The organism is Methylocella silvestris BL2 (genome assembly GCF_000021745.1).
In the GTDB taxonomy this organism is placed as follows: Bacteria; Pseudomonadota; Alphaproteobacteria; order Rhizobiales; family Beijerinckiaceae; genus Methylocapsa; species Methylocapsa silvestris.
Map to the genome: position 1 here is coordinate 2,759,012 of NC_011666.1, position 18,960 is coordinate 2,777,971.

17 protein-coding genes are annotated in these 18,960 nt (G+C 63.5%); 9 read left to right on the forward strand and 8 right to left on the reverse strand.

Annotation, left to right across the window (positions count from 1 at the left end):
* The first annotated feature begins 150 nt into the window (after positions 1–150).
* Positions 151–3,000 (forward strand): preprotein translocase subunit SecA, encoded by a 2,850-nt coding sequence (gene secA, locus MSIL_RS12875; RefSeq protein WP_012591518.1) that lies wholly within the window; start codon positions 151–153, stop codon positions 2,998–3,000.
* Positions 3,001–3,137: 137 nt separating this feature from the next.
* Positions 3,138–3,419 carry a hypothetical protein gene (locus tag MSIL_RS12880; RefSeq protein ID WP_012591519.1) on the forward strand — a complete coding sequence of 94 codons (282 nt, stop codon included), beginning with the start codon at positions 3,138–3,140 and terminating at the stop codon, positions 3,417–3,419.
* Between the two features lie 81 nt (positions 3,420–3,500).
* Here the strand turns inward: MSIL_RS12880 and MSIL_RS12885 are convergent, their stop codons facing one another.
* Positions 3,501–4,523 carry a putative bifunctional lysylphosphatidylglycerol flippase/synthetase gene (locus MSIL_RS12885; protein ID WP_012591520.1) on the reverse strand — a complete coding sequence of 341 codons (1,023 nt, stop codon included), beginning with the start codon at positions 4,521–4,523 and terminating at the stop codon, positions 3,501–3,503.
* A gap of 141 nt (positions 4,524–4,664) precedes the next feature.
* Positions 4,665–5,069, reverse strand: coding sequence for a hypothetical protein (locus MSIL_RS12890; RefSeq protein ID WP_012591521.1), 405 nt, complete (start codon positions 5,067–5,069; stop codon positions 4,665–4,667).
* A gap of 514 nt (positions 5,070–5,583) precedes the next feature.
* Between MSIL_RS12890 and ctrA the strand changes: the two genes are divergently transcribed.
* Positions 5,584–6,285 carry a response regulator transcription factor CtrA gene (ctrA, locus tag MSIL_RS12895; RefSeq protein WP_012591522.1) on the forward strand — a complete coding sequence of 234 codons (702 nt, stop codon included), beginning with the start codon at positions 5,584–5,586 and terminating at the stop codon, positions 6,283–6,285.
* Positions 6,286–6,524: 239 nt separating this feature from the next.
* Here ctrA and chpT read toward each other — a convergent pair whose 3' ends face one another.
* The gene (gene chpT, locus MSIL_RS12900; protein ID WP_012591523.1) at positions 6,525–7,208 is read right to left on the reverse strand and encodes a histidine phosphotransferase ChpT; all 684 of its coding nucleotides are present in this window, start codon (positions 7,206–7,208) and stop codon (positions 6,525–6,527) included.
* Between the two features lie 406 nt (positions 7,209–7,614).
* Here chpT and MSIL_RS12905 point away from each other — a divergent pair, with 406 nt between their 5' ends.
* Positions 7,615–9,009, forward strand: coding sequence for a helix-turn-helix domain-containing protein (locus MSIL_RS12905; protein WP_244406128.1), 1,395 nt, complete (start codon positions 7,615–7,617; stop codon positions 9,007–9,009).
* Between the two features lie 15 nt (positions 9,010–9,024).
* Here the strand turns inward: MSIL_RS12905 and rho are convergent, their stop codons facing one another.
* The 3 genes from rho to hemE form a co-directional block, all read right to left on the reverse strand.
* Positions 9,025–10,293: a transcription termination factor Rho gene (rho, locus tag MSIL_RS12910; RefSeq protein WP_012591525.1), complete on the reverse strand. Its 1,269-nt coding sequence runs from the start codon at positions 10,291–10,293 to the stop codon at positions 9,025–9,027.
* 245 nt (positions 10,294–10,538) lie between these two features.
* Positions 10,539–10,964 carry a protoporphyrinogen oxidase HemJ gene (gene hemJ / locus MSIL_RS12915; RefSeq protein ID WP_012591526.1) on the reverse strand — a complete coding sequence of 142 codons (426 nt, stop codon included), beginning with the start codon at positions 10,962–10,964 and terminating at the stop codon, positions 10,539–10,541.
* Positions 10,961–12,010 (reverse strand): uroporphyrinogen decarboxylase, encoded by a 1,050-nt coding sequence (gene hemE / locus MSIL_RS12920; RefSeq protein ID WP_012591527.1) that lies wholly within the window; start codon positions 12,008–12,010, stop codon positions 10,961–10,963. Before hemE ends, hemJ begins: the two co-directional genes overlap by 4 nt.
* Before the next feature lie 416 nt (positions 12,011–12,426).
* Here hemE and MSIL_RS12925 point away from each other — a divergent pair, with 416 nt between their 5' ends.
* Genes MSIL_RS12925 through dnaQ form a run of 5 tightly spaced genes read left to right on the forward strand, consistent with a single transcriptional unit; the run spans position 12,427 to position 16,043 of the window.
* Positions 12,427–13,260 (forward strand): pyruvate, water dikinase regulatory protein, encoded by an 834-nt coding sequence (locus MSIL_RS12925; RefSeq protein ID WP_012591528.1) that lies wholly within the window; start codon positions 12,427–12,429, stop codon positions 13,258–13,260.
* On the forward strand, positions 13,257–13,874 hold the full coding sequence (locus MSIL_RS12930) for a Maf family protein (protein WP_012591529.1): 618 nt from the start codon (positions 13,257–13,259) through the stop codon (positions 13,872–13,874). Before MSIL_RS12925 ends, MSIL_RS12930 begins: the two co-directional genes overlap by 4 nt.
* Positions 13,871–14,713, forward strand: a complete 843-nt coding sequence (locus MSIL_RS12935; RefSeq protein WP_012591530.1) for a shikimate dehydrogenase — start codon at positions 13,871–13,873, stop codon at positions 14,711–14,713. Before MSIL_RS12930 ends, MSIL_RS12935 begins: the two co-directional genes overlap by 4 nt.
* Positions 14,713–15,318, forward strand: coding sequence for a dephospho-CoA kinase (coaE, locus tag MSIL_RS12940; RefSeq protein WP_012591531.1), 606 nt, complete (start codon positions 14,713–14,715; stop codon positions 15,316–15,318). The genes MSIL_RS12935 and coaE overlap by 1 nt, the downstream gene beginning before the upstream one ends.
* 17 nt (positions 15,319–15,335) lie before the next feature.
* Complete coding sequence (dnaQ, locus tag MSIL_RS12945) at positions 15,336–16,043, forward strand: DNA polymerase III subunit epsilon (protein WP_012591532.1); 708 nt, start codon at positions 15,336–15,338, stop codon at positions 16,041–16,043.
* Between the two features lie 103 nt (positions 16,044–16,146).
* Here dnaQ and glcF read toward each other — a convergent pair whose 3' ends face one another.
* On the reverse strand, positions 16,147–17,445 hold the full coding sequence (gene glcF / locus MSIL_RS12950) for a glycolate oxidase subunit GlcF (protein ID WP_012591533.1): 1,299 nt from the start codon (positions 17,443–17,445) through the stop codon (positions 16,147–16,149).
* Between the two features lies 1 nt (position 17,446).
* Entirely contained in the window at positions 17,447–18,652 is a 1,206-nt protein-coding gene (locus tag MSIL_RS12955; RefSeq protein WP_012591534.1) for an FAD-binding protein, read from the reverse strand.
* Positions 18,653–18,960: the final 308 nt, after the last annotated feature.

Genomic DNA, 18,960 nt, shown 5'->3' on the forward strand with positions numbered 1-18,960 from the left:
TGCCCGAGGCGCCCCGTCGAGGCGAGACATGGTAAAAGCGCGGCGCGAGGCGACTGCATTCGCCGCGGTCGAAATCGAATTGAACGCGCGGCGGAGCGAGAATCAGGCTGAAGGCCGCTTCTCCCGTCCGCCAGGAAAGGTTGTTTGAATATGCTGGGCTCCTTCGCAAAGAAGATTTTCGGATCGGCGAATGAACGCCGGCTGAAGAGCTACCGGCCAAAAGTCGCGGCGATCAACGCGCTCGAGCCCGAATGGTTGAAGCTCAGCAATGAGGAGCTCGCCGCCAAGACCGTCGCCTTCCGCGAGGAGCTCGCCCAAGGCAAAAGCCTCGACGACCTGCTGGTTCCGGCCTTCGCCACCGTGCGCGAGGCGGCCCGTCGCGTGCTCGGCCAGCGCCATTTCGACGTGCAGCTGATCGGCGGCATGGTGCTGCATGAAGGGGCCATCGCCGAGATGCGCACCGGCGAGGGCAAGACCCTTGTCGCGACGCTCGCGACCTATCTCAATGCGCTCGCCGGCAAGGGCGTCCATGTCATCACGGTGAACGACTATCTCGCCCGCCGCGACGCGGAATGGATGGGGCGCGTCTATCAATTCCTGGGGCTGACCACGGGCATCATCGTGCATGGCGTCGATGATGGCGAGCGCGCGCGCTCCTACGCCGCCGACATCACTTACGGCACCAACAATGAATTCGGCTTCGACTATCTCCGCGACAACATGAAGTATGAGCTGTCGCAGATGGTTCAGCGCGGCCATTCCTTCGCGATTGTCGATGAGGTGGATTCGATTTTGATTGACGAGGCGCGCACGCCCTTGATCATTTCCGGCCCCTCCGACGACAAATCCGAACTCTATAATACGATCGACAAGGTCATGCCCCGGCTCCAGCCGGAGGATTTCGAGGTCGACGAGAAGCAGCGCTCGACCAATCTGACCGAGCGCGGCAACGAACATATCGAGGATCTTCTGCGCGCGGCGGGCGTCGAGATCGAAGGCTCCCTCTATGAGGCGGCCAATGTCACGATCGTCCATCACGTCAACCAGGCGCTGCGCGCGCACAAGCTGTTCCAGCGCGACAAGGACTATATCGTCCGCAACGGCGAAGTCGTCATCATCGATGAATTCACCGGCCGCATGATGCCGGGACGGCGCTATTCGGAAGGGCTGCATCAGGCGCTCGAAGCGAAAGAGCATGTCCAGGTTCAGCCGGAAAATGTGACGCTCGCCTCCATCACCTTCCAGAATTACTTCCGGCTTTATTCAAAGCTCGCCGGCATGACCGGCACGGCTTCGACCGAGGCCGATGAATTCGCCGAAATCTACAAGCTCGACGTCGTCGATATTCCGACCAATCTGCCGGTCTGCCGGCTCGACGAGGATGACGAGGTCTATCGCTCGGCGGAAGAAAAGCTGCGCGCCATCGTCCGCGAGATCGAGGCGGCCAACGCCAAGATGCAGCCGATGCTGGTCGGCACCACCTCGATCGAAAAATCCGAGCAGCTCGCCGAGGCGATGAAAAGCCATGGCTACAAGCAGATCGACTTCGCCGAGCCGCGCGCGCTGGACAAGCTCTATGCGGCCGCCCGCGCCGAAAAGCCGTCAAAGCTGTTTGCGGTGCTGAACGCGCGCTTCCACGAGCAGGAAGCCTATATCGTCGCCGAGGCTGGCGTTCCCGGCGCGATCACGATCGCCACCAACATGGCGGGCCGCGGCACCGACATCAAACTTGGCGGCAACGTCGACATGCGCGTCGCGCAGGAATGCGCCGATCTCGAACCGGGCGAGGCGCGCGACGCCAAGGATGCGCAGATCCGCGCCGAGGTCGATGACTTCAAGGCCAAGGCGATCGCCGCCGGCGGTCTCTATATTATCGGCACCGAGCGGCACGAAAGCCGCCGCATCGACAATCAGCTGCGCGGCCGCGCCGGCCGCCAGGGCGATCCGGGTCGCTCGAAATTCTTCCTGTCGCTGAAGGACGATCTGATGCGCATTTTCGGCTCCGATCGCATGGAGTCGATGCTAGTGAAGCTCGGCCTCAAGGAGGACGAGGCGATCGTCCATTCCTGGATCAACAAGGCGCTCGAAAAGGCGCAGCAGAAGGTCGAAGCGCGCAACTTCGACATGCGCAAGAATATCCTCAAATACGACAACGTCATGAACGACCAGCGCAAGGTCGTGTTCGAGCAGCGTCGCGAGATGATGGCCAAGCCGTCGCTCGAAGAGATGATCGACGACATGCGCCAGGGCGTCGTCGACGATCTGATCGCGCGGCACATCCCGCGCGACGCTTATCCCGAGGCCTGGGATTCCGAAGGGCTGCGGGAGGGCGTCAAGACGTCGCTGAATATCGACCTTCCGATCGTCGAATGGGCGAAGGAGGAAGGGATCACCGAAGACGACATGCGCGAGCGGCTGCAGAAGGCGGCGGACGAGGCCTATGCCGCCCGCGTCGAACGCAATGGCGTCGACGTGACCCGATATGTCGAAAAGCAGATCGTGCTGCAGGCGCTCGACCATCTGTGGCGCGAGCATCTGCTGACGCTCGATCATCTGCGGCAGGTGGTCGGCTGGCGCGGCATGGCGCAGCGCGACCCGCTGAACGAATATAAGTCGGAAGCCTTCCAGCTGTTCGACGAGCTGATCGCGCAGCTGCGGGAAGCGACCACCGCGCAGCTGTCGCGCGTCGAGGTCGCCTTCGAGCCGCCGCCGGGCGAGAACGGCTTCTCCGGCGGGATGCAGGAGATCAGCGGGCCTCAGGGCGGATCGTCCGGCGGACCTATCTTTCAGGAGGCTTTGTCGGCCGCAGCCTTCGCCCCGCCGCCGCTCGCGCCGCTCGAATTTTCCGATGAGTCGGGCTCGACGGCGACGCTGGCGCGTCCGGCGCAATCGGCCAGTCGCGACGAGCCGGCCGGCGGCTACGCCAAGGTCGGGCGCAACCAGCCCTGCCCCTGCGGCTCCGGCAAGAAATACAAGCACTGCCATGGCGCCTTGACCTGACGGCCGGCGCCGTCGCGGCGCACAAGGTTACCAACCGGTAACGATCGCGTGCGCCGACGCACAGCGAGCAGGGCAGGGCGAAAATAGTCTCTCCTCATCGGCGGCAGGAAGCGCGCCGCCCCAAAGGAGAGACGAACATGACCGTAGCCCGCAAAACACTCGCCGCCGGCCTCGCCGCCGCTACCTTGAGCCTCGGCCTCGCCGCGTCCGCGACGCCCGCCGCCGCCTGGGGCTATTATCATCCCTGGGGCTGGGGCGTTGGAGCCGCCGCCGCGGGCCTCGCCATCGGCGTCGCCGCTGCGGCCGCCGCCTCTTCGTCGCCCTATGGCTACGCTCCGGCCTGCTACTTCGAGCGCCAGCCCGTGGTCAACGCCTATGGCAATATCGTCGGCTACCGCCGCGTTCGCATTTGCGACTAAAGATTTGATTGCATCATTTGCCCGCCAAAGCGGGCCTTAAGCCCCGGAGCGCCGCTTCCGGGGTTTTGTTTTGCGCTTCGTTCAGGACACGTCGGCCTGGCGGTCGAGACGCCGGCCGGCCGCCGCCGGCGCCGCCGCATTGGGCTCGGCGTGCAAAACCTCTTTCAGTTTGGAGCGCTCGAACAGGACGACGATCACCAGCGAAAACAGCAGGGGAATGATGAGATAAAACAGCCGGAAGATGAGAAGCGCGGCCAAAACCTCGATTTGCGGCGTCGCCGGCATCGCCTTGATGAAGAGAATCTCGAACACGCCAAGGCCGCCCGGCGCATTCGAGGCGAGGGCGACCGAGAAAGAGGCCAGGAACACGGCGAGCACCACGAGGAAACCGGGGTTACCTTGCTCGGGAAGCGCGAAATAAATGATGCCCGCCGCGCCGATCAGTTCGAGCGGCGCCGCGATCATCTGACGGACGGCGATGTCGGGCCGCGGATATTCAATCCGAAAACCCCGAATGACGAGGGGCTTCAGCCCGAAAATCGAGCCGGCGAGATAGGTTGCGACGCAGCCGAGAAGAATGAGTCCGACGACAAAGGCCGTACTGGGATTGGTCAGCACGCCAGGCAGGAAACCGCTGAAGCGCGCCAAAAGATGCGGGTCGAGCACGAGGACGAGCCCGCCCATCAGCATCGTTCCGAGCGCGAAGGTGAAGGAGCAGAGCGCGACGAGAACCGCCACCTGCGCGCCGCTGAGCCCCTTGGAATGATAGGCCCGATAGCGCACCATCGCGCCGGAAAACACTGTCGCGCCAATATTATGCGCCAGCGCATAGGTGGTGAAGGAGCAGAGCGCGATGAACAGCCACGAAATATGCGTGACGCCCAGATGGCGCAGCGCGATGCGGTCGTACCAGGCGAGCGCGGCATAGGCGAGAAGGGTCGAGCCGATCGCCAGCAAATAATGCGAGGGCGGGATGGCCTTGAGGGTGCGCCAGACTTCCGGCCCGATGTGCTGGCCGCGAAATTCCCGATAGAGCAGCCATATCGAGACGGCGACCGCGATCAGCCCGATCGCGGGCCAGACGAAATCCAGGATTCGCTTCATGACGCTCCCGACGCGACCGCGGCTCCCGGTCAGTCTTAGAGCATGACGGCGAAAAGTGGAAACCTCGCTTCGTCCGCAACCCTTGTTAATTGCCTTTGGGCGTAGGGCTAAGGCCGCAAGCGCGCTTAGCTCGCTTCGGCGTCAGGCGTGCGCCGCGCGCAAGCCGAGAGAATTTTCCTCGGGCGCGGCGATTAGCTCCGCGACAGCGGCGACGGCCCGGTCGCGGGCGTCGAACCCTTGCGCCTTTTCGAGCTCGGCGACGGCCTCCTCGAGCCGGGCGCGCGCATCCTCAAGCTGGGTCACCAGCTCCTGCGCCGAGCGGTTCAGATTGTCGCGGCGCGCACGGGCGGCGCGCGCATAGGTCGGATAGGCGAAATGCGCGGTGTCGAAAATGCCGGCCCGCTGCTCCTCGATGTCGATTTCCTGTTCGAGCTCACGCGCGATCTTCGAGAATTCAGCGACCATCGAGTCGATCTGGGCGACGCGGCGGCGCTTTTCCTCGACCTGAAATGTCTTGAGGCGAAGGAGTGAGTCTTGCAGCTTCATGTTTGGTCCCAACCCCTGAATGCGCTCTACGCCCTGGCGCGCCCGCTGCGCAGCTGACTGGCAGTCGGCAATTGGCCGACGGCGCCGATCCCGCACGGGCCCGGTGGACGGCTGTCCATTGCCCGGAGTGTGCAGCAGCAAAGTTGCCCATTCGTTACTCGCCGCCAAAGAAGCGCACGGGGTTGAAGCTGCGAAATTTCGCGGGGGACAGCGTTCGTCCTGGCGCAAGCTTGCCGAGGCGCGCTGTAGGGTAAAATGAAGAATTCGCACGGCGCGATTCGTTTTCGATTCGGATTCCTGGCCGGACAATTTGCCGTCGATGCAGCGAAATCACACTGCCGCCAAATCCGAATGGTGAAGGAATGTTTTTATTAACGAATGCCCGTTAAGGTTACGAAACTCGTACCGAAGGATTAACGCCAGCGGCTGGCAGGTCCGGGCAGGCAGGTCCGGCGGGCGGCCTCTGAACGATCTCGCGCCGGCAGGCGACCGACAGGGCAAGTGGGGACCTCAGATGCGCGTTTTATTGATTGAAGACGATAGCGCCACCGCGCAGAGCATTGAGTTGATGTTGAAATCCGAGAATTTCAACGTCTACGCGACGGACCTCGGCGAAGAGGGAGCCGACCTCGGCAAGCTTTATGATTATGATATCATTTTGCTTGATCTGAACCTTCCCGACATGTCCGGCTATGAAGTCCTGCGGCGGCTGCGGGTCGGCAAGGTCAAAACGCCGATTCTGATTCTGTCGGGTTTTGCCGCCATCGAAGACAAGGTGAAGGGCCTCGGCTTCGGCGCCGACGATTATCTCACGAAGCCCTTCCACAAGGACGAGCTCGTCGCCCGCATTCACGCCATCGTACGGCGCTCGAAAGGCCACGCGCAATCGGTCATCGCGACGAGCGATCTCATCGTCAATCTCGACCAGAAGACCGTCGAGGTCGACGGCGCCCGCGTGCATCTGACCGGCAAGGAATATCAGATGCTTGAGCTCCTCTCCCTGCGCAAGGGGACGACGCTGACCAAGGAGATGTTCCTCAATCATCTTTATGGCGGCATGGACGAGCCCGAGCTGAAGATCATCGACGTGTTCATCTGCAAATTGCGCAAAAAGCTCGCCAACGCCAGCCGGGGCCGCAATTACATCGAAACGGTGTGGGGCCGCGGCTATGTGCTGCGCGAGCCGCTCGACGACGAAGAGCGAATCACGGCCTGAAGAGGCGACGCGCTTACGCCGTATGAGCCGTCTGGCTGCGGCGCAGGCTTTGCGACGGATCGCTGGCGAACAAATGCCAAGGCGCCTGTTTCCCGAACGCCCGCTTGATGCTTCGAGGATGCGGGCGAGCATCCTTCAATCGCTTGGGATCACCCACGTTCAAGTTGGATCAACAAAAATCATCGTAGTGAGACGGCGAAACCGGAGCGATAGGGCGCCTGCGTTTTCGCCGGCTTCGCTCACGCGGCTTCGCTCTGCGCCGGAGCCGCGGGCGTCGCTTCGATCGCGACGAAATCCGCTCCCGTTTCCGCCTTGAGGCTCATACCCGCGGCTTGTGCGACGAGGGCGGCGTAATAGGGCTGGATTGCATGGGCGTCGATCGCCTCGGCTGGCGCGCCGGCAAGGATCGCCGCGGTCAAAGGGGCCAGCTTTGCATTTGTGCCTTGCGCTATGACCCGCAGCGCGATCGTCGGCTCAAGCGCACCCTCTTTGGCGTCCGCCGTAATTGTTTCGACCGTGATCACGCCGCCGCGCGGAATGGCGGCCGAGGCGATCAGGCAGAGATTGAGAATCAGCTTGACCTTGTTTTTCGGGAGGAGAACGCGGGGCGCGCGCCAGTCGAGCTTGATCTTTGCATCGGAAAACAGGCCCCGCGCGACTTTTTCGGCGTCGCCCGTATCGATCGAGGCGCCCGCGGAGCCGGCCGCGCCGAAAGCGAGCCGGCAGAATTGCAGCCGCGCCGAGGCGTTTTCAGCGCTGGCGCGAATGAGCTGCAAAGCCTCGGCGCGCATGTCGGCGTCTTTTTCATCTTCCAGGATCTCGAGGCCGTTGACGATCGCCCCGACGGGGCTGATGACGTCATGGCAGACGCGGGAACAAAGAAGCGCGGCGAGATCGAGAGGATCGAGTGCGATTTGCGTCATAAGAGCCTGTGTCGTTCAAGGTCGCGCGGCCGGCGCGCGGCGCGGCGAGTGTATGGGCGGAAGCTTACCAATTTATAGTCTGCGCTCGACTTGAGCGGCGGCAGCGCGGGCGCCAGTGTAAACCGATTCTTTCAGCCCGGCGCGCGAACACCAAATCGCCGATTTTGGCATATTATAAGAACTGACGAATTCGCTCAGTTATATATATAGTTCCGACATTCACATTAATTGACACGATCCGCCTGCCGCCGAGGATCGAATTGCGCAGCTAGGCGTTGTTGTTGCCCGAGCGGCGAAACCTCCGTCCTAACGGCGACTTAAATGCATTTTTTTAATCGTCAGATGTAAAGAGATTTACAAAATGGGCGCCGAATCAGCACCGAGAAAGATTTTCGCCGGACCCCGATTGAAACGCCTGCGTCGCGAGCGGCGCCTCACGCAGGCCCGCATGGCCGACGAGCTCGACGTCTCGCCGAGCTATCTGAATCTGATGGAGAGCAATCAGCGGCCGATCACCGCCCCGGTGCTGACGCGCCTGACGGAGGTCTATGGCCTCGACCCGCGCGATTTCGCGGAAATCGATGGCGAGCATTCCGCCGACGACATCGAGCAAATCCTCGCCGATCCTCTGTTCCGCGACGCCACCGTGCCGCGGACGCAAATGCGCGAGGCGGCCGAAAATGCGGCCGCGCTAGTCGCCGCTATGCTCAAGCTTTACCGCGCTTACGCCACCGCGCGCGAGGCGAGCGAAACGGCGGTCAGCCTCGACGTCAACCGCGGAGAGCCGCCGCCAGGCGAAGACACGATCGCAAGGGTCGGCGCGATCCTGCAGGAGGCGCGCAACCATTTCTTTGAAATCGACGCCGCGGCGGAATCGCTCGCGGCCAGCCTCCCGGTTGAGGCGCGCGGCCTCTATGCTTCGCTCGCCGATTATTTGCGCGCCCGCCACGGCGTCCGGGTGCGCCCGCTTCCGCTCGAAGCCATGGGCGACAGGCTGCGCTGGTACGATCACCACCGCAAGCAGCTGATGATTTCCGAGATCCTGGACCAGCCGGGCCGCACCTTTCAGGCGGCCTATCAGCTCGCGCTAACCGAATACAGCGAGCTTCTGGACACGGCCGCGGCGCGGCTCGCGCCCGGGGATGAAGCGGCGACGCGCAAATTGCTGCGGGTGACGCTGGCCAATTATTTCGCCGCCGCGGTGATGATGCCCTACGACCGATTTTATGAGGCGGCGGAGCTTACCGGCTATGACGTCGAGGTGCTGGCCGCGCGCTTTGGCGCGAGCTTCGAGCAGATCGCCCACCGGTTGACGACGTTGTCGCGCGAGACCGCCCGCGGCGTTCCCTTCTTCATGCTGCGCATCGACATTGCCGGCAATGTGTCGAAGCGTCTGTCGCCGCGGCGCTTTCCCTTGGCCCAGTCGGGCGGCGCCTGCCCGCTGTGGAATATTCACGCGAGTTTCATCGAGCCAAACCGCATTCTGACGCAGGTTGTCGAACTCACCGACGGCTCGCAATGGTTCTCGATTGCCCGCGCGACGCAACGCCCTGTCGCGGCCTGGGGAGCCACACAGCCGCGCTTTGCCATCGTGCTTGGCTGCGAGCTGAAATATGCGCGCCAGCTCATCTATGCCAAGAGCCTCGACCTCGACGCTCCCGAGCCGACGCCGATCGGCCTCGGCTGCCGCCAGTGCGAGCGCCAGAACTGCCCGCAACGCGCCGCGCCGCCAGCGCGCCGCCAGCTTGTCGTCGATGAATCGACGCGCAACGTGTCGCCGTTCCCATTCAAGGATATCTAGGCGTTCGCGCGAGTTTTAGGTGTTCATCGCCTCGAAGAAGGTCGAATTGCCCTTCGGCGTTTCGCGTAGTTTTCCGAGCAAGAATTCGATGGCGTCGATGGTGCCCATCGGATTGAGGATGCGGCGCAGCACATACATCTTCTTGAGGATGTCGGGCGGCACAAGCAACTCTTCCTTGCGGGTGCCGGACCGGGTGATGTCGATCGAGGGGAAGACGCGCTTGTCGGCCACCTTGCGGTCGAGAATGATTTCCGAATTGCCGGTGCCCTTGAACTCTTCGAAAATCACTTCGTCCATGCGCGAGCCGGTGTCGATCAAAGCAGTGGCGATGATCGTCAGCGAGCCGCCTTCCTCGATATTGCGCGCGGCGCCGAAAAAGCGCTTCGGCCGCTGCAGCGCATTGGCGTCGACGCCGCCGGTCAGCACCTTGCCCGAGGACGGCACGACAGTGTTGTAGGCGCGCCCGAGCCGCGTGATCGAATCGAGCAAAATCACCACGTCGCGGCCGTGCTCGACCAGGCGCTTGGCCTTTTCGATCACCATTTCGGCGACCTGAACATGGCGCACCGCCGGCTCGTCGAAGGTCGAGGAGACCACCTCGCCATGCACCGAGCGCTGCATGTCGGTGACTTCCTCCGGCCGCTCGTCGATCAGCAGCACGATCAGATAGCATTCGGGATGATTGGCGGTGACCGACTGGGCGATATTCTGCAGCAGCACGGTCTTGCCGGTGCGGGGAGGCGCAACAATCAGCGCGCGCTGGCCCTTGCCGATCGGCGCGACGATATCGATGACGCGAGCGGAAAGATCCTTACGGGTCGGATCCTCCACCTCGAGCTTCAGGCGCTGATCGGGATAAAGCGGCGTCAGATTGTCGAAATGGACCTTGTGCCGGACCTTTTCCGGATCCTCGAAATTGATCGTGTTGACCTTGAGCAGCGCGAAATAGCGCTCGCCCTCTTTCGGACTGCGGATCAGCCCCTCGACGGTGTCGCCGGTGCGAAGACCAAAACGGCGAATCTGCGAGGGCGACACATAGATGTCGTCGGGACCGGCAAGGTAATTGGCTTCCGGCGAGCGCAAAAATCCGAAGCCATCCTGCAAGACCTCGATGACGCCCTCGCCGATGATCTCGATCTCGCGGCTGGCCAATTGCTTCAAAATCGCAAACATCAACTCCTGCTTGCGCATGATGGAGGCGTTTTCGACTTCGTGCTCTTCAGCGAACCCAAGCAATTCGGTAGGCGACTTGAGCTTCAAGTCTTGCAGCTTAATTTCCCGCATCGGGATGACGTCCTTGGAAGAAAGCGCGATCGATCTCGCGCAAAGGCAGGAAGGCTAGTGACTGGAGCCTGATCCCCAAACCGGCCGGTCCCTGAAATTCTGGAGCCAACTGGGGCTTGAGGACCCGATCAGGCGGGACGCGTCAGCGTCGCTACCGACAGCCATTTGACCTGCAGGGGGGAACCCATTCGATAAAACACTTTGCCCGCTTTGACAAGCAAGCCCGCCGCCGATTGCGCCCTTCGTCAGGGCTTCAGGACGACGAAGATCACGACGCCGATCATCAACAGCGTGGGGACTTCGTTGATTACGCGATAAAAACGAGCCGTGCGCCGGTTCGTTCCGGCGACGAAGGACCGGCGCGCGGCGTCGAAATAGAAATGCAGCGCGCTCATCAAGATAACCAGCGCAAGCTTTCCATGCAACCACCCCGCGGCCAGGAATTCGCCTTTGACGGCCAGCGTCAGCCCGGTCGCCCAGACGACGATCATCGCCGGCGTCATGATCGCGCGAATGAGACGCCGCTCCATGATTTCAAAGGTCTTGGCGAGTTCGGAGCCCTGCGCCGCTCCGGCGTGATAGACGAAAAGCCGCGGCAGATAGAGCATTCCGGCCATCCAGGAGATCACCGCGAGGATGTGGACGGCCTTGATCGCGAGGTAAAACGTCACGCGCGCCCTCCTCGGCGCACCAGATCGACCAAGGCTGCGACATTTTCGACCGGGGTCTGCGGCGTTACGCCATGGCCGAGGTTGAAAACATGCGGGCGGCCCCGGAACGCCTCGAGAATGCGCCGGGTCGCCGTCTGCAGCGCCGCGCCGCCGGCGATCAGCGCCAGCGGATCGAGGTTGCCCTGGGCGGCGCGCCCGGGGGACAGAGCGCTCGCCGCCCAGGCCGGATCGACGGCGCTGTCCAATCCGACGGCGTCGACGCCAGTCAGATCAGCGAAATTGACGAGCCGCGACCCGACGCCCTTCGGAAAGCCAATGATTTTGACGTCGGGATGCCGGCTCTTGACGCCGGCGACGATTGCTTTGGTCGGCGCAAGGCACCAGCACTCGAATTCGCCGGCGGGAAGAACGCCGGCCCAGGTGTCGAAGATTTGGACCGCTTCGACGCCCGCGTCGATCTGCCGACAGAGATAGCGAATCGAAGCTTCGACCAGACGATCGGTCAATTGCTGGAACAGCTCCGGCTGGCGATAGGCGAGAAGACGGGCAGGCCCCTGATCCGGCGTGCCGCGCCCGGCGACCATATAGCTCGCGACGGTCCAGGGCGCGCCGCAAAAGCCGATCAGCGCTGTCTCGGGCGGCAACGCCTCGCGGATGCGGATAATCGTCTCGAACACGGGTTCGAGACGGCCTAAATCGATCTCGCTGTTCAGTTTTTCGAAAGCCTCCTCCGATTGAATTGGCTCCAGCCTTGGCCCTTCATTGGTCTCAAAACTCACTTTCTGGCCGAGGGCGTCCGGCACGACGAGAATATCGCTGAACAGAATCGCCGCGTCGAAACCAAAGCGCCGGATCGGCTGCAAGGTCGCCTCGGCGGCGATTTTCGGGGAATAGCAGAAATCGAGAAAGCTCGGCGTCTTCGCGCGCAGCTCACGGTATTCGGGCAAATAGCGTCCAGCCTGCCGCATCAGCCAGATCGGCGGCGGAAATAGCGCCTCTCCGTCGAGGACGCGCAGGAATTTCTTTGCCGCGGGCGGAGCTGACAAGAGGCGGTCTTTCATAAAAGAGAGAATCTTAGAGACTGGCTTATTCTTATTCATATTGGGGGGTCGATTAGTCTGCCGCAGCGCTTTCCACAATCGCTTTTGCGGCGGCAAACTTATCCCCTGAAATCACCTGACTGGATACGCTGCCCTGCCGTTAAGATTTCATTAACGATTGGGCCGGATTAACGCTTCTTTAACACTTTGCGGCCACCAAGGATGCGAACAGCGCGCGGCGTTGTTCACAGGCTTGTGACGATGGCGTCACCAGCCCCGGGCCTGTGCGTCTTTCTGTGATCTCTTGGCCGGAGCCTTACGGCGTTTGGCTGATATTCGGGCTTGCGATATGGTTATCCACTCTTATCCTCACTTATGAGCCCCGCCGATAAGAGGGCGAAAATGTCGTCGGGAGGCAGGCCATGGGGCGCCATCACGTCAATCTGCATCTCATTTCCGATGCGACGGGCGAGACCCTGATCGCGGCGAGCCGCGCCGTTGCGGCCCAATATCATGGCGTCTGCGCCATCGAACATGTCTATCCGATGGTGCGCAGCCATGCCGAGCTCGAAAAGGCCATCGTCGAAATCGAAGCCGAGCCGGGGATCGTCCTTTTCACTTTGGTCGAGCAGGATCTCGCGCGCCGGCTGATGGAGGCTTGCGCTGCCATTGGCGCGCCGAGCCTTTCCATCCTCGCGCCGATCATGAGCCTGTTCGAATCCTATATCGGGACGGCCGTGACGCCGCGTCCGGGCGCCCAACATTCCCTCAACGCCGATTATTTCCGCCGCATGGACGCGCTGAATTACACGCTAACGCATGATGACGGACTGCAATCGGACAGCTATGAGGCGGCCGACGTCGTGCTGATGGGAGTCAGCCGCACCTCGAAAACGCCGACGAGCATCTATCTCGCCAATCGCGGCGTCAAAACCGCCAATCTGCCGTTCGTGCCGGATTTGCCCCTGCCGAAATCGGTCGAGAACTTGCGCAATCCGCTCATCGTCGGCCTGCTGGCCTCGCCGGAGCGGATCGTGCAGATCCGGGCGAATCGCCTTCTCACCATGAACGCCGACCCCGAATCGCCCTATGTCGACCGCAGGCTCGTTGCGGAAGAAGTGGCGCAGTCGAAAAAACTGTTCGATGCACGCGGCTGGCCGACCATTGACGTAACGCGGCGCTCGATCGAGGAGACCGCGGCGGCGATCATCAGTCTGCACAAGCTGCACAAGATGAAATTCATCTCGGCTGCATGAGCGGACTCTGGCTTGGCGACGCGCCGCTGCTGCTCGCCTCGAAAAGCGCTTCGCGCGCCGCGTTGCTGCGGGCCGTCGGGATTCCATTTGAGGCGAGGGACTCCGCGCTCGACGAGCGCGCTGTCGAGACCCCGCTGCTTCAAGGCGGGGCCGGGGCCGGCGAGATCGCGCAGACGCTCGCGCGTGAAAAAGCCCTCGCTGTCGCAGCGCGCGAGCCTGGACGGCTGACGCTCGGCGCCGACCAGACCCTCGCCTGCAACGGCCGGCTGTTCACGAAAGCGGAAGACCTCGCGGGCGCGGCTGCGGCGCTCAACGCGCTGTCCGGACAAACCCACGAGCTGCATTCGGCGCTATGCCTCGCCCGCGATCAAAAAATCCTGTTCGAGGCGTCGCGCATCGCGCGGATGACGATGCGGGCGCTATCGCCCGGCTTCATCGCGGCCTATCTTGACGCGACAGGCGAGGGCGCGCTGGGCAGCGTCGGCGCCTATCAGGTCGAGGGGCTGGGGATGCATTTGTTCGAACGGATCGAGGGGGATTTCTCGGTCATTATGGGCCTGCCGCTGCTGCCGCTTCTGGCCTTCTTGCGCGAAGCGGGCCTTGCCGCGTCATGAATGCGGCCGCGCCTCGCGCTTTCGTCGTCGGCTGGCCGATCGCGCATTCGCGTTCGCCGATCATTCATAATTACTGGCTGCATCAGCTCGGTCTTGCCGGGCGTTATGAGGCGGTGGCCGTGGCGCCCCCCGATTTCGCCGATTTTGCGCAAAATCTCGCCGCGCGCGGCTTTGTCGGGGGCAATGTCACGCTGCCGCACAAGCAGAATGCGTTCGGGCTCGTCGCCGAGGCGACCCATTCGGCGCGACGGCTCGAGGCCGTCAACACGCTGTGGATCGAGGATGGCAGGCTCTACGGCGACAACACCGACTCGGAAGGATTCCTCTGCGCTCTCGATGAAGCTGCCCCGGGCTGGGAGGCGATCCCCGGCGAGGCCGTGGTGCTCGGCGCCGGCGGCGCGGCGCGCGCGATCGTCGCGGCGCTGATCGACCGCGGGCGCAGCGTCGTCCTCGCCAATCGAACGCGCGCAAGAGCGGAGGCGATCGCCGCCCATTTTGGCGATGCGCCGAAGGTGATCGACTGGCGCGATCTGCCGGCCGCGCTCAAAACGGCGGGGCTTCTGGTCAATACGACGTCGCTCGGGATGAAAGGCCAGCCGCCGCTCGATCTTGACGTCGCGCTGCTGCCGCAAGACGCCGTCGTCCATGACATCGTCTATTTTCCGCTGGAGACGGCGCTTTTGCGCGCGGCGCGCGCCCGGGGCCTCAGAGTGGCGCCAGGGCTCGGCATGCTGCTGCATCAGGCGGCTCCGGCCTTCGCGCGCTGGTTCGCGACGCGCCCAAAAGTGACGCCGGAGCTGCGTCGCCTCGTCGAGGCCGATATTGAAAAAGCGCTTTGATGTATGTGCTTGGCCTGACAGGCTCGATCGGCATGGGCAAGACGACGACGGCGGGCATTTTCCGCAAGCTCGGCGTTCCCGTGCATGATTCGGATGCCGCCGTCCATGCGCTTTATGAGGGCGAAGCGGTCGCCGCCGTCGAGGCCGAATTTCCCGGCGTGACGCGCGAGGGGCGCATCGACCGGACTTTGCTTGGGGCCAGGGTGCGCGACGATCCGGTCGCGATGAGGCGCCTCGAGGCGCTGGTGCATCCGATGGTGCGGCGCAAGCGCGAGGCGTTCTTGCGTGAGGCGGCGTCCGCCGGCCATAAGGTCGCCGTGCTCGACGTGCCGCTTCTGTTCGAAACGGGCGCAGACAAGGAGGTCGACGCCGCTGTGGTCGTGTCGGCGCCTGAAGCTGTGCAAAAGGCGCGCGTGATCGGCCGGCCGGGCATGACGGCGGAATGGCTTCAGGTCATAATGGAGCGTCAAATGCCGGACGCCGAAAAGCGCCGGCGGGCGCAATTCATCATCGATACCGGCCGCGGCCTCGTCGAGGCTGAAAATCAGGTGCGCGGCGTGCTGCGCGCCGTCGCCGCCACGGCGGCGGGCGCTGGCCGAAATTAAATCGTTAAAGGCCCATCTTGCGCGAAATCGTCCTCGATACGGAAACGACCGGCCTCGATCCAAAGCAGGGCCACAGGATCGTCGAGATCGGCGCCGTCGAGCTTTTGAACTCCATTCCGACGGGGCAGTCCTTCCACGTCTATATCCACCCCGAGCGGGACATGCCCGACGAGGCGTTCCGGGTGCACGGCATCTCGCTCGAATTTCTGACCGGCAAGCCGCTGTTCGCCGAGATCGTCCCCGCGCTCATCGATTTTTTGGGCGAGGCGAAGATCATCGCCCATAACGCCGAATTCGATTTCCGCTTTCTCAACGCCGAGTTTTTGCGCGCGGAGGCCGAGCCGCTGGCCTGGGAGCGGGTGGTCGACACGCTGGCTTTGGCGCGGCGCAGGTTTCCGGGGGCCTCGAACAGCCTCGACGCGCTTTGCGCGCGCTTTGGCGTCGATACCTCGCGCCGCGTCAAACATGGCGCTTTGCTCGACGCCGAGATTCTGGCCGAGGTCTATGCCGAATTGTGCGGCGGCCGGCAGGCGGCGCTTGTCTTCGGCGGCGGCCTCGGCTCCGACGCCGCCACAGAGGCCGCGCTGATGCGCGAGCGCCCCGAGCCTTTGGCGCCGCAGCTCAGCCCGCAAGAAGTCGCCGCCCATGCCGCCTTTGTCGCCACCCTCGGCGAGAAGGCGATCTGGCAGGCCTATCTGTCGCCTCCCGCCGCTGCGGCGGAATAGGCTTTTTCCGACCGCGAGGGTGGCAACAACGGGTCCGGGCGCCCATCGTTCGAGACGCCTCTCGGGCGCTGCTCAGGATGAGAATGGCGTTTCGCCGGATCGCCTAAATCTCCGCCGGCTTGGGGCCGCCATAGGCGTAGTCGAGCCATTCGACCGTGTGCAGCACGGGCACGCCCGCGCCGGCGCCGATCTGCGTCATGCAGCCGATATTTCCGGTGGCTATGCCGTCCGGCGCCGTTTTCAGGATGTTTTCGATTTTTCGCGCGCGCAATTGCTCGGCGATTTTGGGCTGCAGGATGTTGTAGGTGCCGGCCGAGCCGCAGCACAAATGCCCTTCGGGAACGTCGCGCACCTCGAAGCCGGCGGCCTTCAAAAGCTCTTTGGGCAGGCTCGTGATTTTTTGCCCATGCTGCATCGAGCAGGCCGAATGATAGGCGAGCGCGGGTTTTTGCGCGGCGAGGGGCGCCGGCAATTTGAGGCCGCCGAGAAATTCGGTGACGTCCTTGGCGAGGGCGGAGATTTTGGCGGCCTTGGCGGCGTAGGCTTCATCAAGGCGCAGCATGAAGCCGTAATCCTTGATGACCGTGCCGCAGCCTGACGCCGTGATCAAAATGGCGTCGAGGCCGCCTTTGTCGATCTCGGCAGTCCAGACGTCGATATTGTGCCTGGCCTGCGCCAGCGCCTCATGCTCCTGGCCGAGATGATGCACCAGCGCGCCGCAGCAGCCTTCCTCGGGCGGCTGCACGATTTCGACGCCGAGCCGCGTCAGGAGCCGGATCGCGGCGTCATTGATCGCTGGCCGCAGCACTTTTTGCGCGCAGCCTGCCAGGATGGCGACGCGGGCGATGGGTTTTTGCGCGGGGCTGACGCTGGCTTGCGGGAAATCCGTACGCTTTGGCAGGAATCGCGGCGCGAGCCGGAGCATGGCGTTGAGCCGATCCCCCGTCTGCCCGAATTTCGCCAGCAGCGGCGCTAACGGAGCGGCGAGCGCGGCTCCGCGCAGCGCCAGGCGAAAACGCTCGGGATAGGGCAGGACAAAGCCGAGCAGCGCGCGCAACGCGCGGTCGGCGAGCGGCCTTTTATAGGTTTCTTCGATGCGCACGCGCGCCTCGTCGACGAGATGCATGTAATTCACGCCCGACGGGCAGGTCGTCATGCAGGAGAGGCACGACAGGCAGCGGTCGATATGCTTGACCGTCTCGCTGTCGGCAGGGCGGCCATTCTCAAGCATTTCCTTGATGAGATAGATGCGGCCGCGCGGACTATCGAGCTCGTCGCCGAGCAAGGTGAAGGTCGGACAGGTCGCCGTGCAAAATCCGCAATGCACGCATTTGCGCAGGATCGCTTCCGAGACGGCAAGGCGAGGGTCGGCGAGCTGTTCCAGTGAAAAATGCGTCTGCATGTCAAACCTGCGCCTGCATCCGGCCGCGCTCCAGAATGCCGTAAGGGTCAAATTGCGCCTTCAGCCGCTCGGAGAGGGCTTTCAGCGCGGGCGGCTGCGGCTGGAATACAGGGGTCGCAGCGCGCAGCTCGCTGGGCGCCCGGATGAGGGTCGCATGTCCGCCGCCATGTACCATGACCGCGCCGCGGATCAGTTCGGCGCCGGCGTCGGGCGCGACGTCGGGGTCGAGCGCGACCCAGACGAGGCCGCCGGACCAGTCGAACATCGCCTCGCAGGGGAACGCCCGGCTGATGGTCGCGGCGACGCCGGGTCCGGCGGTAGGGGCGACCGAAATCTTCCAGATGATTTTCTCGCGCGGCGCGGCGAGCGGGACGACGTCGCGGATCGCCCGCCAGATCGTCTGCGTCGCCTCTGCGCCGAGCCGCTCGGCCGCGCCAAATTCGCTGAGGGTCGCCTTGAGCCGGTCGAACCGCTCGTTGACCGAGGGGGCGAAGCCTTCGAGCCGCAGCAGCGTCGCGGAAGCGGCAAAACCGAGGCTTTGCGCGGCGAAAGGCGGCAAATGCGCCGCGCCGGAGACATCCGCGGGCGAACCCATGGCGGCGCAGAGCGCGGCGACGGCAGGCTTCGGAGCAAGTCCGTTGAGGACCAGCGTCGCCGCTGTTTCGGCGCGCGGCAGGACTTTGAAATTCACTTCGGTGACGACGGCGAGCGTGCCGAAGGAGCCGGCAAGCCCGCGCGAGAGGTCATAACCGGTCACATTCTTGACGACCGTGCCGCCCGCCTTGAAAGCCTCGCCGCGGCCGTTGATCGCCTTGACGCCCAGCACATGGTCGCGCGCGGCGCCCGCCTTGACGCGGCGCGGCCCGGAGAGATTGGCCATCAGGCAGCCGCCGATCGAGCCGGCCCCCGCGCCGAACAGCGCGGAAAAGGATATTGGCTCGAAGGCGAGCTCCTGGCCGTTGGCGGCGAGCAGCGTCTCGATCGTCTCGATCGGGGTCGCGGCCTGCGCGCAGAGAACGAGTTCTTCGGGCTCATAGAATGTGATGCCGGCGAGCTTTGAAAGGTCGAGCCGCCGCGCAGCGTTCCAGGGCGCGCCAAGCGCCGATTTCGAGCCGAGGCCGACAATGGACAGCGGCGCGCGCGCCTCGGCCGCTTCGCGCACGCTCGCGGCGGCTTCCTCGGGCGTTGTCGGCGTGAGGATGCTCATCGAGGCGGCGTTTCCTGTTCTCTTTGACCCGAGTCCTTCGCCGCGCCGATAAGCGAGCGCTGCGGGACGTCCCGTTTTAGAGCGCGATCGCTGTCTAGGGAAGCGCCCTCGCGGCGCGTCGTGCGCCCCGCTTGCGCAAAACAATCTTTCGACTGGCCCAAGCTGAGCTGGGCAAAGTTTAATCTGGGCGCTGGGCGCCCGCCCGTTATTTAATCAGATTAGATGGGACGGATCGTTGTTTTTAGAAATTCTAAAACTCGCGCCAGGGCCGCATTGATAGAGCGGATTTGAACAAATTATCGTGCGCC